The organism is Streptomyces sp. NPDC005775 (assembly GCF_042871565.1).
GTDB lineage: Bacteria > Actinomycetota > Actinomycetes > Streptomycetales > Streptomycetaceae > Streptomyces.
The window spans coordinates 136056-150471 of sequence record NZ_JBIAIU010000017.1; the positions used below are offsets into that span (position 1 = coordinate 136056).

Annotated in this window: 12 protein-coding genes and 1 tRNA gene; 8 read left to right on the forward strand and 5 right to left on the reverse strand. The window is 72.0% G+C overall.

All coding sequences use genetic code 11. The features are described 5' to 3' along the window. Positions 1-9 precede the first annotated feature (9 nt). A complete protein-coding gene (locus ACFYPA_RS32205) occupies positions 10-519 on the reverse strand; it encodes a gluconokinase (RefSeq protein WP_359085977.1) in 510 nt (169 codons plus the stop codon). A gap of 179 nt (positions 520-698) precedes the next feature. On the opposite strand from ACFYPA_RS32205, the gene ACFYPA_RS32210 reads away from it, so the two are divergent. After that, the gene (locus tag ACFYPA_RS32210; RefSeq protein ID WP_359085976.1) at positions 699-1400 is read left to right on the forward strand and encodes a FadR/GntR family transcriptional regulator; all 702 of its coding nucleotides are present in this window, start codon (positions 699-701) and stop codon (positions 1398-1400) included. Between the two features lie 51 nt (positions 1401-1451). On the opposite strand, the gene ACFYPA_RS32215 is transcribed toward ACFYPA_RS32210, so the two are convergent. Beyond that, positions 1452-2180: a TetR/AcrR family transcriptional regulator gene (locus ACFYPA_RS32215; protein WP_359353025.1), complete on the reverse strand. Its 729-nt coding sequence runs from the start codon at positions 2178-2180 to the stop codon at positions 1452-1454. Between the two features lie 99 nt (positions 2181-2279). Between ACFYPA_RS32215 and ACFYPA_RS32220 the strand changes: the two genes are divergently transcribed. The 4 genes from ACFYPA_RS32220 (at position 2280) to ACFYPA_RS32235 (ending at position 7359) form a co-directional block, all read left to right on the forward strand. Beyond that, positions 2280-3803: an APC family permease gene (locus ACFYPA_RS32220; RefSeq protein ID WP_389135895.1), complete on the forward strand. Its 1524-nt coding sequence runs from the start codon at positions 2280-2282 to the stop codon at positions 3801-3803. A gap of 46 nt (positions 3804-3849) precedes the next feature. Continuing rightward, the gene (locus tag ACFYPA_RS32225; protein ID WP_359315941.1) at positions 3850-5487 is read left to right on the forward strand and encodes an amidohydrolase; all 1638 of its coding nucleotides are present in this window, start codon (positions 3850-3852) and stop codon (positions 5485-5487) included. A 157-nt stretch (positions 5488-5644) separates the two neighbouring features. After that, positions 5645-6730: an S-(hydroxymethyl)mycothiol dehydrogenase gene (locus ACFYPA_RS32230; RefSeq protein WP_359085973.1), complete on the forward strand. Its 1086-nt coding sequence runs from the start codon at positions 5645-5647 to the stop codon at positions 6728-6730. Continuing rightward, positions 6730-7359: an MBL fold metallo-hydrolase gene (locus ACFYPA_RS32235; protein WP_359085972.1), complete on the forward strand. Its 630-nt coding sequence runs from the start codon at positions 6730-6732 to the stop codon at positions 7357-7359. Before ACFYPA_RS32230 ends, ACFYPA_RS32235 begins: the two co-directional genes overlap by 1 nt. Positions 7360-7368: 9 nt before the next feature. Here the strand turns inward: ACFYPA_RS32235 and ACFYPA_RS32240 are convergent, their stop codons facing one another. From ACFYPA_RS32240 to ACFYPA_RS32250, 3 genes are all read right to left on the reverse strand, one after another. Beyond that, positions 7369-8304, reverse strand: coding sequence for a pseudouridine synthase (locus ACFYPA_RS32240; RefSeq protein WP_359315947.1), 936 nt, complete (start codon positions 8302-8304; stop codon positions 7369-7371). A gap of 88 nt (positions 8305-8392) precedes the next feature. After that, positions 8393-11302: a glycoside hydrolase family 2 TIM barrel-domain containing protein gene (locus ACFYPA_RS32245; protein ID WP_389135900.1), complete on the reverse strand. Its 2910-nt coding sequence runs from the start codon at positions 11300-11302 to the stop codon at positions 8393-8395. Positions 11303-11501: 199 nt separating this feature from the next. Continuing rightward, a tRNA-Leu gene (locus ACFYPA_RS32250) sits at positions 11502-11586 on the reverse strand. Between the two features lie 183 nt (positions 11587-11769). Here ACFYPA_RS32250 and ACFYPA_RS32255 point away from each other — a divergent pair. The 3 genes from ACFYPA_RS32255 (at position 11770) to ACFYPA_RS32265 (ending at position 14406) form a co-directional block, all read left to right on the forward strand. Next, positions 11770-13104, forward strand: coding sequence for a M20/M25/M40 family metallo-hydrolase (locus tag ACFYPA_RS32255; RefSeq protein ID WP_389135903.1), 1335 nt, complete (start codon positions 11770-11772; stop codon positions 13102-13104). Between the two features lie 147 nt (positions 13105-13251). Further along, a complete protein-coding gene (gene chpH / locus ACFYPA_RS32260) occupies positions 13252-13485 on the forward strand; it encodes a chaplin ChpH (protein WP_123528131.1) in 234 nt (77 codons plus the stop codon). A 138-nt stretch (positions 13486-13623) separates the two neighbouring features. Then, positions 13624-14406 carry a chaplin gene (locus ACFYPA_RS32265; protein WP_359085968.1) on the forward strand — a complete coding sequence of 261 codons (783 nt, stop codon included), beginning with the start codon at positions 13624-13626 and terminating at the stop codon, positions 14404-14406. Positions 14407-14416: the final 10 nt, after the last annotated feature.

Sequence of the window (14416 nt, forward strand, 5' to 3'; positions counted from 1 at the left end):
TGAAGATCCTTAGGTATCGAGCCGGCGCAACGCGGCGACGGCTCGCTGGGTGATTTCCTCGGGTGTGCCGGACACATCCACGGCCACGCCTGCCTCGTCGTCCTCAAGGGGCTGGAGGGTGGCGAACTGCGAGTCGAGGAGTGCGGTCGGCATGAAGTGGCCCTTGCGGCCCGCCATCCGTTCCTCGATGAGCGACCGGTCGCCGCTCAGATGAAGGAAGACGGCGCCGGGGGCCTCGCTGCGCAGCCGGTCGCGGTAGGCGCGCTTGAGCGCCGAACTGCTGACCACGCCGCCGAGCCCCGCCCTGCCGTGTGCCCACTGCCCGATCGCGTCGAGCCAGGGCCACCGGTCCGCATCGTCCAGCGGGGTGCCGGCCGACATCTTGGCGATGTTCGCCGCGGGATGGAAGTCGTCGCCCTCGGCGTACGGGACGCCCAGTTCGGCGGCGAGCAGGGGACCGATCGTGGTCTTGCCGGTCCCTGCGACGCCCATCACCACGACGACGTGGGGGGTGCTCATTACGGTGCCTCGCTGTCTTCTTCGATGTCGTCCTCGACACCGGTCCGTCGCGCTACTGAAACCCATACGTACGACTTATTCAAGATGGTGTGACATAAACGTCGTACTTTTTGATCCGGGGTGGGGTGGAGAGGGCTTCCCCGACCGGCCCCCTGCGGGTGCCCCCGTACTCTTGGTCCATGACCACACAGAGCCAGGGGCTGCATACGCATGTGCTGGACGCCCTGGGTCTGGAGATCGCCGCGGGTGAGCACCCGCCCGGCCAGGTCCTGCGCACGGACGAGCTGGCCCAGCGCTTCGACGTCTCCCGCACGGTCGTACGGGAGGTGATCCGCGTCCTGGAGGCCATGCACCTGGTCGAGTCCCGGCGCCGCGTCGGCGTGACCGTACGGCCGACCGAGGCGTGGAACGTCTACGACCCGCAGGTCATCCGGTGGCGGCTGGCCGGCGCGGACCGCCCTCGGCAACTGCGCTCGCTGACCGTCCTGCGCTCGGCGATCGAACCCGTCGCCGCCTCGCTCGCCGCCCGCAACGCCACCGCCGAACAGTGCGCCGAACTCACCGAACGGGCCCTCGGCATGGTCGCCACCTCGCGCGGCCAGCAGTTGGAGGGCTACCTGGAACACGACATCGCGTTCCACCGGATCGTCCTCAACGCCTCCGGCAACGAGATGTTCGCGCGCCTCGGAGACGTGGTCGCGGAGGTCCTGGCCGGACGCACCCACCACCAGGTGATGTTCGAGGACCCCGACCCGGCGGCCGTCACCCTCCACGTCCGGCTCGCCGAAGCGGTGCGCGAGGGCGATCCGGCGGCGGCGGAGCGGTTGACGAAGGAGATCGCGGTCGGCGCCCTGCACGAACTGGACGTGCTCGCCCCCTGAGCCGTCCCCGCGGTGGCCCGGCTCCGGACGTGCTCGCGCCCTGAGCCGTCCTCAGGCGCCGGGCCGGCTCGCCCGCACGTGCTGCAGCCGCGCGGCGGCCGCGGCGAGCACCATGTCCAGGGCCGCCGGATAGCCGCTACGGCTCATCTCCGCCACCAGGACGGGGGCCGTCGCCGCGATGTTGGGGTGCGTCCCGGCCGGCTGCCGGGCGTAGATCTCGGGCCAGGCCCGCACCTCCAGGGCCCTGGCCTGCTCCGGGAGCACCATCGTCGACGCGTCCAGCGCCGCGAACGACAGGGTCTGATCGACGAACACGTGATAGACCCGCACCGCCTCGGCGTCCGGGAACCCCGCCGCCCGCAGCACCCCCAGGATCGCCTCCACCGACCGGATCTCGTGCGTGCGGCCGGTCACGCGCGCACAGGTCAGCATCGCCGCCTGCGGGTGGGCCAGGTAGTCCGCGTGCATCCGCAGTCCCAGCGACCGCAGATCGGCCCGCCAGTCACCCGTCGGCCGCCAGTCGCGCAGCGTCCGCCCGATCAACTCGTCGGCCACCGCCAGCAACAGCTCGTCCATGTCGCGGAAGTACCGGTAGAGCGCGCTCGGATCGCACCCCAGTGCCGCACCGAGCCGGCGCACGGTGAGCGCCGCCGCCCCGTGCTCGCCGATCAGCCGCAGCGCCGTCTCCACGATCAACTGCTCGGAGAGCACCGTGCCCTGTTTGGTGGGTCGCCTGCGGCGCCTCGCCCCCTCCGGCACCACCCGCTCGCTCGCGTTCATGGCGGCACCTTATGACAACGGCGTTGACCTGTGGAACCCCCGGGGAGTTCGATGTGCCGCCATCGGGGCCGAACAGCGCCCCTCGGTGAAGGAGCGACCGTGACGTCCTCTCGTACGCGCTACCGCGATGAACCACCCGGACCGACGCGGCCGCCCGCGACCCTGCGCAAGAGCCTCGGTGTGGTCGACGGGTTCGCCATCGCGGCCTCGTCGACCGCGGCCACCACCAGCATCGGCATCGGGCTCGGCGTGACCGCCGGCGCCGTCGGGCTGCACCTGCCGGCCATCATGCTGCTCGCCTTCCTGCCGATCCTGGGCATCGCGAGCGCCTACTCCCGCCTCAACCGGGTCGAGCCGAACATGGGCAGCGGCTACGTCTGGGTCGGCCGCTCCCTCAACCCCTGGCTCGGCTTCCTGGTCGGCTGGATCGGCATCGTCTCCACCGTCGTGTTCCTCGCGTACACCACGACCGTCACCGGCTCCGCCCTGCTCCAACTCGCCCATGAGGGAGGGCTGCACCGGCTCGCCGGGATCGGTCTCGACCCGGACTCCACGGCCCAGTCGACCGCACTCGGCATCGTCGTCCTCGTCGCCGTCACCTTCACCGCGATCACCGGGCTCCGGTCGGCCGCCACCTTCCAGAAGTACCTCCTGGTCTTCGAGTACCTCGTCCTGCTCGGCTTCTGCGGATACGGACTGTTCGCCGGCCCGCACCCGTTCAGCCTCGACTGGATCAACCCGTTCACCATCCCCTCCGGGCAACAGCTCGCCCAGGGGCTCCTGCTCTCCGTCTTCTGCTTCTGGGGCTTCGAGTCCACCTTCAGCGTCACCGAGGAGATCCGCGATCCGCAGGACGCCTCCAAGGCCGGGTTCCTCACGCTCTTCACGATGCTGGGCCTGTTCCTGCTCGGCTCCTTCGCCTTCCAGCGCGTCCTGTCGCTCGACGAGCTGACCGGCCACGGTGCCCAGGGGCTCACCTACTTCGGCGACCGGCTGGCCGACCAGCCGCTCGCCGCGCTGCCGCTGATCGCGCTCACCTTCTCGGCCGTCGCCTCGCTGCAGTCCGGAGTGATACCGACGGTGCGCGGCATGTTCGCGATGAGCCGGGACCGTACGCTCGGACCGCTGTGGACCAAGGTCAGCCCGCGGTACGCGACCCCCGCCGCCGGAACCGTCGTGATCGGATGCGTCGCCGCCGCCATCGCCGTGCTCTCGCTCGTCATCCCGAAGGTCGGCGACCTGATCCTGGCCTCCGTGAACGCGATCGGGGTGGTCGTCGCCCTCTACTACGCCCTCACCGCGCTGGCCGCCGCCGCGCGTTTCCGGGGCGCCCTGCGCGAGGGCTGGGCGCAGGCGTTGCGGGCGGTGGTCATCCCCGTGGCCAGCGCCGCCGTGCTGCTCGGCCTCGGCGGGTACCTCTGCTGGACGTTCTACACCTCCGCCGACCACTTCGAGATCAGCCCGGACAACGGGTGGTTCATGCTCTTCTGCCCGGCCGTCATGCTGCTGACCGGTGTCGTCGCGGCGGCCTGGGCCAAGTGGGTCAGGAGATCCCCCTACTTCGTCACCGGCCGCTCCGTTGCCCCGGACGCACTCGCGGACCCCGCCCCCGGCCCGGCCTGACTCCCGCCCCGCCACAGCCCCGCCACCCCACGAAACGGAACGAACCATGCCCCGCACCCCCGCCGACCTCGTCCTCACGGGCGGCCCCGTCCACACGATGGACGCCGCCCGGACCCGCGCGACCACGGTCGCCGTCACCGGCGACCGCGTCACCGCGGTCGGCCACGACGAGGTACGCGAACTCATCGGCCCCCGCACCGAGGTCGTGGACCTCGCCGGACGCCTCCTGCTCCCCGGCTTCCAGGACGCCCACATCCACCCGGTCACCGCCGGGCAGGAACTCGCGCAGTGCGACCTCACGGGCGCCGGCGACGCCCCCGCCACCCTCGCCGCCGTACGGGCCTACGCCGACGCGAACCCGGAACGGGAGTGGATCACCGGCGGCGGCTGGTCCATGGACGCGTTCGAGGGCGGCGCCCCCACCCGGCAGCAGCTCGACACCGCCGTCCCCGACCGCCCCGCCTGCCTGGTCAACCGCGACCACCACGGGGCCTGGGCCAACAGCCGGGCCCTCGCGCTGGCCGGGATCACCGCACGGACCCCCGACCCGGCCGACGGCCGCATCGAACGCGACCGCCGCGGCGAACCCACCGGGCTCCTCCAGGAAGGGGCCATGGACCTGGTCGCCCGCCACGCCCCGCGCTCCACCGCCGCCGACCGGCTCGCCGGACTGCTCCGCGCCCAGCGCCTCCTCCACGCGTACGGCATCACCGCCTGGCAGGACGCCATCGTCGGCACCTACGGATCGATGGACGACGTGGCCGACGCCTACCTCACGGCGGACCGCGACGGCACACTCACCGCCCGCGTCACCGGTGCCCTGTGGTGGGACCGCGAACACGGCACCGAACAGATACCCGGACTCGTCGCCCGGCGCGAGGCGCTGACCGGCCGGAACTTCCGCGCCGGATCGGTGAAGATCATGCAGGACGGGGTCGCCGAGACGGGCACCGCCGCCCTCCTCGCCCCGTACCTCGACGCGTGCGGCTGCGCCACCGCCAACACCGGCACCAGCTTCGTCGACCCCGTCCAACTGCGCCGGTACGTCACCGAGCTGGACGCCCTCGGCTTCCAGACCCACTTCCACGCGCTGGGCGACCGGGCGGTGCGCGAGGCCCTGGACGCCGTCGAGGCCGCCCGCACCGCCAACGGGCACACCGACACCCGGCCCCACCTCGCCCACCTCCAGATCGTCCACCCCGCCGACATCCCCCGCTTCCGCGCACTGGGGGCCACCGCCAACATCCAGCCGCTCTGGGCCGCCCACGAACCGCAGATGGACGAGCTCACCATCCCCTTCCTCGGCGGCGAACGGGCCGCCCTCCAGTACCCGTTCGCCGCCCTGCTGCGCTCCGGCGCCACCGTGGCCGCGGGCTCCGACTGGCCCGTCAGCAGCGCCGATCCGCTGCAGGGCATCCACACCGCGGTCAACCGCGTCGCACCCGGCGGCGCCGGCCCGGTCTTCCTCCCCCGGCAGCGCATCTCCCTGACCGAGGCACTCGCCGCGTACACGGCGGGCTCGGCGTACGTGAACCACCTGGACGACACCGGCAGCATCCGCGCCGGCGCCCTCGCCGACCTGGTGATCCTGGACCGTGACCTCTACGCCGCGCCGCCACAGGAGATCGCGGACGCGCGGGTCCTGGCGACGTACGTGGGCGGCCGGCGGGTGTACGGGGACTGACGCGCGGGTCTCCCGCGGGGGTGCCGCGACCGTACTGCGGTGCGCCAACGCGGCGTGCTCCCGCGGCCCCCTCGTACCGCGTACGGTTGCTCGTGATCGATCTCGGGAAAAGTCCTGAATCGGTCTCAGGAAGAGTCGGGAAAGGGAGACCACGGGAATGGCGCAGCACGTACAAGGGGTCATCGCACCGGGGAAGAACGAGCCGGTACGGGTCGAGACCATCGTGATTCCGGACCCCGGCCCCGGTGAGGCCGTGGTGAAGATCCAGGCGTGCGGCGTCTGCCACACCGACCTGCACTACAAGCAGGGCGGCATCAACGACGAGTTCCCCTTCCTCCTCGGCCACGAGGCCGCGGGCGTCGTGGAGTCCGTGGGCGACGGCGTCACCGACGTCGAGCCCGGCGATTTCGTCGTCCTCAACTGGCGTGCCGTGTGCGGGCAGTGCCGTGCCTGTCTGCGCGGCCGCCCGTGGTACTGCTTCGACACGCACAACGCGAAGCAGAAGATGACCCTGCTGGACGGCACCGAGCTCTCGCCGGCGCTCGGCATCGGAGCCTTCGCCGAGAAGACCCTCGTCGCCGCCGGCCAGTGCACCAAGGTCGACCCCGAGGTCTCCCCGGCCGTCGCCGGTCTCCTCGGCTGCGGCGTGATGGCGGGCATCGGCGCCGCCATCAACACCGGCCAGGTCGGCCGCGGCGACTCGGTCGCGGTCATCGGCTGCGGCGGCGTCGGCGACGCCGCGATCGCCGGCGCCCGGCTGGCCGGCGCGGCGAAGATCATCGCCGTGGACATCGACGACCGCAAGCTGGAGACGGCGAAGAAGATGGGTGCCACGCACACCGTCAACTCCCGCTCCTCCGACCCGGTCGAGGCCATCCGCTCGCTCACGGGCGGCAACGGGGCCGACGTCGTCATCGAGGCGGTCGGCCGCCCGGAGACGTACAAGCAGGCCTTCTACGCCCGCGACCTCGCCGGCACCGTCGTCCTGGTCGGCGTCCCCACCCCCGAGATGCAGCTCGAACTCCCGCTCCTGGACGTCTTCGGCCGCGGCGGCTCGCTCAAGTCGTCCTGGTACGGCGACTGCCTGCCCTCGCGCGACTTCCCGATGCTCATCGACCTGCACCAGCAGGGCCGGATCGACCTCGGCGCGTTCGTCACCGAGACCATCGCCCTCGGCGACATCGAGCAGGCCTTCGCCCGGATGCACGACGGCGACGTCCTGCGCTCGGTGGTGGTCCTCTGATGGCCGCCCGCATCGACCACCTCGTCACCTCCGGCACCTTCGCCCTCGACGGCGGCGAATGGGACGTCGACAACAACGTCTGGATCGTGGGCGATGACACCGAGGCCGTCGTCATCGACGCAGCCCACGACGCCGCCGCCATCGAGGCCGCGCTCGCCGGCCGTACGCTGCGCGCCATCATCTGCACCCACGCGCACAACGACCACATCGACGCGGCCCCGGCCCTCGCCGACGCCACCGGCGCACCGATCCTGCTCCACCCCGACGACCTGCCGCTGTGGCAGCAGACCCACCCGGACCGTGCCCCGGACGGCGAACTGACCGACGGCCAGGAGATCCAGGTCGCCGGCACGACGCTCACCGTCCTGCACACCCCGGGGCACGCCCCGGGCGCCGTCTGCCTGTACGCCCCCGAGCTGTCCACCGTCTTCACCGGTGACACGCTCTTCCAGGGCGGGCCCGGCGCCACCGGCCGGTCCTTCTCGCACTTCCCGACGATCGTCGCCTCGATCAGGGACCGGCTGCTCGCCCTGGACCCGGCGACCGCCGTCCGCACGGGCCACGGCGACTCCACGACCATCGGCGCGGAGGCCCCGCACCTGGACGAGTGGATCGCCCGCGGCCACTGAGGCCGGGGCTCAGCCCTCCGGCCACGCGGAGAGTCGTAGCCCGCTCTCGAAGCGGCGCGGCTCTCCCGTGACCGGATCGGTGAACTCCAGCACCCTGGCCAGGAGTTGCAGCGGGTGCGAGAAGTCGTCGGGGGCACCCTCCGCCTCGACCCGGGGATAGACGGGGTCGTGGACGAGTGGCAGCCCCAGGCCGCTCATATGGACCCGCAGCTGATGCGTACGCCCGGTGGCGGGCAGCAGCCGGTAACGGCCGAGTCCCTCCCGGTGCGCCAGCAGCTCGATCCTGCTCTCGCTGTTCGGCTCGCCGGGCTCCTCGCGGGCGGCGATCACCCCACGCTCCTTCACGATGCGGCTGCGCACGGTGCGGGGCAGGACCAGGGCCGGATCGTACGGTGCCACCGCCTCGTACTCCTTGCGCACGAGCCGGTCGCGGAACAGCGTCTGGTACGCGCCCCGCTCCTCGGGCCGCACGACGAACAGGACGAGCCCGGCGGTCAGCCGGTCCAGCCGGTGGGCGGGCTGCAGCAGGGGCAGCCCCAGCTCGCGGCGGAGCCGGGCCACCGCGGTCTCGGTGATGTGCCGGCCGCGCGGCGTCGTCGCCAGGAAGTGCGGCTTGTCCGCGATCACCAGGTGCGCGTCCCGGTACACCACACCGACCGGGAAGGGCACGGGCTCCTCCGGCGCGAAGTCCCGGTGGAACCAGAGGTACCGGCCCACCACGTACGGCTCGAGGCCCGTCACCGCACCCTGCGCGGAGACGAACCGGCCCCCGGCCAGCATGGCGTCGACACCCGCCGCGCCGATCGCGTCGGCGAACCGGGCCAGCAGATGATCGCGGACCGTGGCCCACTGCCCGTCCGGGTCCTCCGGAAGCCGCACCCGCACCGGATCGACCCCGTCGCGCTGGGGCAGCGGCGACGGCGGAGGCTTCGCGCGGCCCCTCATCGGGGCCCGCCGGGGCCCGTGGTGCTGGTTCTCATGGTGCCCCGCATTTTTCCACAGCCACGGGGGCCGTGGATGCGGCCGGTGCGGCTCAGGCCGGCGCCGAGAACAGGAACGAGAACTCGGCCGGCGCCGCGTCCAGCCGGTGCTCCGGCAGCACGCCCGGCCCGCACGACTGGGAGCCGATGCCCTGCATCGCGTGGTCCAGATTGACCCAGACCCGGTCCCCGGCCACCAGATCCGGCCCGTGCTCCGCCGCGTCCAGCTGCTCGCTCGTCCAGCGCCGCGCGGTGAACCAGAACGGGGCACCGCCCCCGGCCCGCACCCCCGCACCGCCCTCGACCCGCAGCCCCGCCCCGCGGGAGTCCGTCAGCTCGGCCCAGCGGACGTCGGCCCGGGCCCCGTTCTCCTGAGGCCTGACGTACGGGGTCTGGAGCGCGTCCACCTCGCTCTCCCACCACCCGAGCATCGCGGCCGCCCGGGTGTCCGGGTACGCCTCCCCCGGCCCGCCGCCGAACCACCGCGCCCCTCCGTACGCCGCGGGCAGGCCGAACCGGATGCCGAGCCGGGGCAGCGGCACCCGCCAGTCGCCCTCCGGGACCACGGAGACCGTCAGCCCCGTCCGGTCCCCGGCGGCCGTCCACCGGTACGTGGTCCGCAGCCCCAGGTCCCAGCCCGCCGGGGCCACCCGGGTCCGCACGGTCAGCGCGTCCCCGTCCACCTCGACCGCGTCGACGCGGTGCCGCATCCGGTGCAGCCCCAGCTCCCGCCAGCGCAGCCCGTACCGTTCGTCCGGCTGCCAGGGCGCCCCGTTGTCGTTGTCGGTGGGCGCCCGCCACACATCCAGCCGCAGCCCCTCCACCGGAACCTCCCCGATGCGCAGCGGAGCCCCGGTCACCGCGTCGAAGACGCCCGGTCCGAGGGTGATCACGCCACCGGAGCGCACCGGCCGCGCACCGGTGGGCGGTGCCGGGGCGGCCGGCGCACCCGTCTCCACCTGACCCCACGCCACCACGTGCCCGCGCTCGCCCCAGGCGGTGTCCGCGGCGAGCACCGCCCGTACCGTCCACAGGCCTTCGCCCGGGGCGTCGGGTGTCACCTCGACCGAGGCGCCCGGCGCCAGGTCCGGCACCGCCAGGGTGCCCGAGGCCACGACCGTTCCGTCCACCTCGCGCGACCAGACGAAGTCGAGGTGCTCCAGCCCGGCGAAGTCGTGGCCGTTGTTGACCGAGAACGATCCGGGGGCCCGCCCGGGACCGATCCGTACCGGCTCGATGACCTTCTTGTACTCGACGAGTCCGGGGGAGGGCGTGCGGTCCGGGAAGAGGAGTCCGTCACAGACGAAGTTGCCGTCGTGCGGCTCCTCGCCGAAGTCCCCGCCGTAGGCGAAGCCGTACTCGGGGTGGGCGAAGCCGTGGTCGATCCACTCCCAGACGAAGCCGCCCTGGCAGCGCTCGTACCGCTCGAACAGCCGCTGGTACTCGCTCAGGCCGCCCGGCCCGTTGCCCATGGCGTGCCCGTACTCGCACATGATGAAGGGCATCGCGCGCCGCCGGGCGTCCAGGTCCGCGTCCGCCAGCGGCTCCTCCGCCCGCTTGCCGATGAGTTCGACCTCGGCGTGCGTCGGATACATCCGGGAGTACAGGTCGACGTCCCCGCAGGAGCGGTCGCCCTCGTAGTGCAGCAGCCGCTCCGGGTCCCGCCCCCTGATCCACTCGGCCATCGCGGACAGGCCGCGGCCCGCACCGCACTCGTTGCCCAGCGACCAGATGATCACCGAGGCGTGGTTCTTGTCCCGCTCGACCATGCGGGCCGCCCGGTCGAGCAGCGCGGGGGTCCAGCGCTCGTCGTCGACCGGGTTGCCGCGCCACTCCAGGTCGACGAAGCCGTGTGTCTCCAGATCGCACTCGTCGATCACCCAGAGACCGAGCTCGTCGCACAGGTCGAGGAACGCGGGGTGCGGCGGATAGTGGCTCGTCCGCACGGCGTTGATGTTGTGCTGCTTCATCAGGACCAGATCGCGCCGCATCGTCCGCGCGTCGACGGCCCGTCCCGTCTCCGGGTGGAACTCGTGCCGGTTCACCCCGCGGAACAGCAGCCGCCGGCCGTTGACCTTGATGACGCCGTCCCCGACGACGACCGTACGGAAACCGATCCGCAGCGGGATCCGCTCGCCCGCCGTCACCAGTTCCGCTTCGTACAGCCGGGGCGTCTCGGCGGTCCACGGCTCGACCGGCAGGGTCACGGACGCGCCCGCGGCGATGTCGACACCCAGCTCGGGCACCAGGACCCGGCCCGCAGCGCCCTCGCACTCCACCCGCAGCGTCCCGGCACCCTCCCGGTGGTCGAAGCCCGCGTGCACGAAGAAGTCCCGGGCGGCGTCGCGCGGGCGGTGGAGCAGGGTGACCTCACGGAAGATGCCGGGCAGCCACCACTGGTCCTGGTCCTCCAGATAGCTCCCCGACGACCACGCGTGCACCCGTACGGCCAGGATGTTCTCGCCCGGTTCCAGCAGATCGCCCACGGCGAACTCGTGCGGCAGCCTGGACCCCTTGAACGCACCCAGCTCCCGCCCGTTGAGCCACACCCGGGCGCAGGACTCCACCCCTTCGAACCGGAGCACGAACTCGCCGTCCCGCGGCCGGTCCCCGGGCAGCGCGAACGTCCGCAGATGGTCGCCCGTGGGGTTCTCGGACGGCACCCGGGGCGGATCGACGGGGAAGGGATAGACGACGTTCGTGTACGCCGGAGCGCCACCGGCTCCCTGGAGCACCCAGTGACCGGGCACCGCGACCGTCCCCCACGCGGAGGCGTCGAACCCCGGCCGGGCGAACGACGCGTCCTCGCTTCCGGCCGCGGGTGAGAGCCGGAAGGCCCACTCGCCGTTCAGGGACATCCGCCAGGCATCGGACGTCGCGTACCAGGCCCGGGGCGCGAGTCCACCGGAACCGGGGCTCGGGTCCTCGTACCAGGGCAGCGCGTCGGTCTCGGTGCGGCTCATGGTCCTCCTCGCCGGGGATCACCCTTCTCGGAGGCGACGTTAGCCAGGGGTGAACCGTTTCAACAAGGGGCGGTGCTGTGGATGGCGGGGCGCGGCGACGGCGGGGGCCGGTTCGCGTCCGGCGCCGGACGCGAAGCCCCGCGGGTCCCGGGCAACGCAAAGTGCCGGTCAGGATTTCTCCTGACCGGCACGTGCTCTGTGTCCGAGGGGGGACTTGAACCCCCACGCCCGATAAAGGGCACTAGCACCTCAAGCTAGCGCGTCTGCCATTCCGCCACCCGGACAAGGTGTCTGTCTCGCGGGCCCTGCCCGTTCCGACGTGGAAAACAATAGCAAACAACGGGGGGTGCTCCATCACGCCCCTGTCGGTGTGACGGGCGTGTGACGGGGGGCGGGCGGCCTTGGGTACGCGGGCCGGGCGCGGGAGGATGAGGGGGAGCACCACAGCGACAGTGGAAGGAACCAGCGTGAGCGAGACCAAAGCGGCCAGGACCGGCTCGGGCGAGAGCGCCGAGAGCGAGGTCGTCGACCTCTGTCGTGACCTGATCCGGATCGACACCAGCAACTACGGGGACCACTCGGGGCCGGGCGAGCGGGCGGCCGCCGAGTACATCGCGGAGAAGCTTTCCGAGGTCGGTCTGGAGCCGCAGATCTTCGAGTCCCACAAGGGGCGTGCGTCGACGGTGGCGCGGATCGAGGGTGAGGACTCCTCCAAGCCGGCCCTGCTGATCCACGGCCACACCGACGTCGTCCCCGCCAACGCCCATGACTGGACGCACCACCCCTTTTCCGGGGAGATCGCCGACGGGTGTGTGTGGGGCCGGGGTGCGGTCGACATGAAGGACATGGACGCGATGACCCTCGCGGTCGTCCGCGACCGGATGCGCAGCGGCCGCAAGCCCCCGCGCGACATCGTGCTCGCCTTCCTCGCGGATGAGGAGGCCGGCGGGACGTACGGTGCCCGCTACCTCGTCGACAAGCACCCTGACCTGTTCGAGGGCGTCACCGAGGCCATCGGGGAGGTCGGCGGCTTCTCCTTCACGGTCAACGAGAACCTGCGGCTCTACCTCGTCGAGACCGCGCAGAAGGGCATGCACTGGATGCGGCTGACCGTGGACGGCACGGCCGGCCACGGTTCGATGACCAACGACGACAACGCGATCACCGAGCTGTGCGAGGCGGTCGGGCGGCTCGGCCGGCACAAGTGGCCGGTGCGGGTGACCAAGACCGTGCGCTCGTTCCTGGACGAGCTGTCGGACGCGCTGGGCACCCCGCTCGACCCGGAGGACATGGACGCCACACTGGCCAAGCTGGGCGGCATCGCCAAGATGGTCGGCGCGACCCTGCGCAACTCCGCGGCCCCCACCATGCTCGGCGCGGGCTACAAGGTGAACGTGATCCCCGGGCAGGCGACCGCCCACGTCGACGGCCGCTTCCTGCCGGGGTACGAGCAGGAGTTCCTGGCCGACCTCGACCGGATCCTCGGCCCGCGCGTCAAGCGCGAGGACGTGCACGGCGACAAGGCGCTGGAGACCGACTTCGACGGCTCGCTCGTGGACGCGATGCAGATCGCGCTCAAGGCCGAGGACCCGATCGCGCGCGCGGTCCCGTACATGCTGTCCGGCGGCACGGACGCCAAGTCCTTCGACGACCTGGGCATCCGCTGCTTCGGCTTCGCCCCGCTGAAGCTTCCGCCGGAGCTCGACTTCGCGGGCATGTTCCACGGTGTGGACGAGCGGGTCCCGGTGGAGGGTCTGAAGTTCGGTGCGCGAGTGCTCGACCGCTTCATCGACCACAGCTGACAGACATCTCTTCGCAAGAATCGCCAGCGTGTACGTACCTAACCGGAACGAGTGAAAGGGGCGGATCGCTCGTAGCCCGATTACTTCTTCCTCGTTACAGGTGATGCGGTCCGCGGCTGGGACCGCATTTGCCAACTAGGAGGAATAATGATCAAGAAGATCGTCGCCGCTGCGGCTGTCACCGGTGGTCTGGTTCTCGCGGGTGCCGGCATGGCCGTCGCCGACTCGGGTGCCCAGGGTGCCGCCATCGGCAGCCCCGGTGTGCTCTCGGGCAACGTCGTTCAGGTCCCCGTCCACGTTCCCGTGAACGTGTGCGGCAACACGATCTCCGTGATCGGGCTGCTGAACCCGGCCTTCGGCAACACCTGCGTCAACGCCTGACGTTGTGCGTCAACCCGTAAGGGTTTGAGCCCGCTCGGCCCCGGAGCGCACGCCATGCGCTCCGGGGCCGTCGGGTCCTTTGCCTCCGCACGGTCAAGTCCGGGGGTATTCCGGAAGGTAGAAGGCAGGAATCAACCTATGCGACAGGTCACGCGTAAAGGCCTGATCACCATGGCGGCTGCGGGCGGCGTGCTCGCGCTCAGTGGCGGTTACGCGCACGCCGACGCGGGAGCGGTCGGCGGCGCATCGAATTCCCCGGGGGTGCTTTCAGGGAATTCGGTACAGATCCCCATCGACGTGCCGGTCAACGTCTGCGGAAACTCCGTGAACGTGGTGGGACTGCTCAACCCCGCGGCGGGCAACGCCTGCGGCAACGGCTCGGACCGTGCGGCCGCCGGCCACCACGGTGCGACCGCCCAGTCCTCGTCCTCGGGCAGTCACGCCGCGGGCCACGGCCGGGCGTCGGACGACCGCGGTCAGGGGGTGCGGGCGGGCACCGGGAAGCACCGGGCCGCCGGCAGCGACAACGGGGGCGGGGCGACCGCCGAGGGAGTCGCGCAGGGCTCACCCGGCCTGCTCTCGGGCAACCAGATCCAGGTGCCGATCGACATCCCCGTGAACGCCTGCGGGAACAGCGTCACCATCGCTGGTCTGCTGAACCCCGCGCTGGGCAACACGTGCGAGAACGACAGCACGCCGCCGCCGGTCGTCCCGGAGACCCCTGTCACCCACGTGACACCGCCGAAGCCCGGGCCGCACACCGTCCCGAACGTGCCCGAGCCGCAGACGCTGCCGGCGAGCACGCCGCAGCTCGCGCACACCGGGGCGGGCGGGCTCGACCTGCTCGTCCCCGCAGGCGCGGGACTGCTGCTGGCCGGTGCCGGCACGGTGCTGTACCGCCGCGCCAAGGCCGCCGCCTGACGGCAGCAGG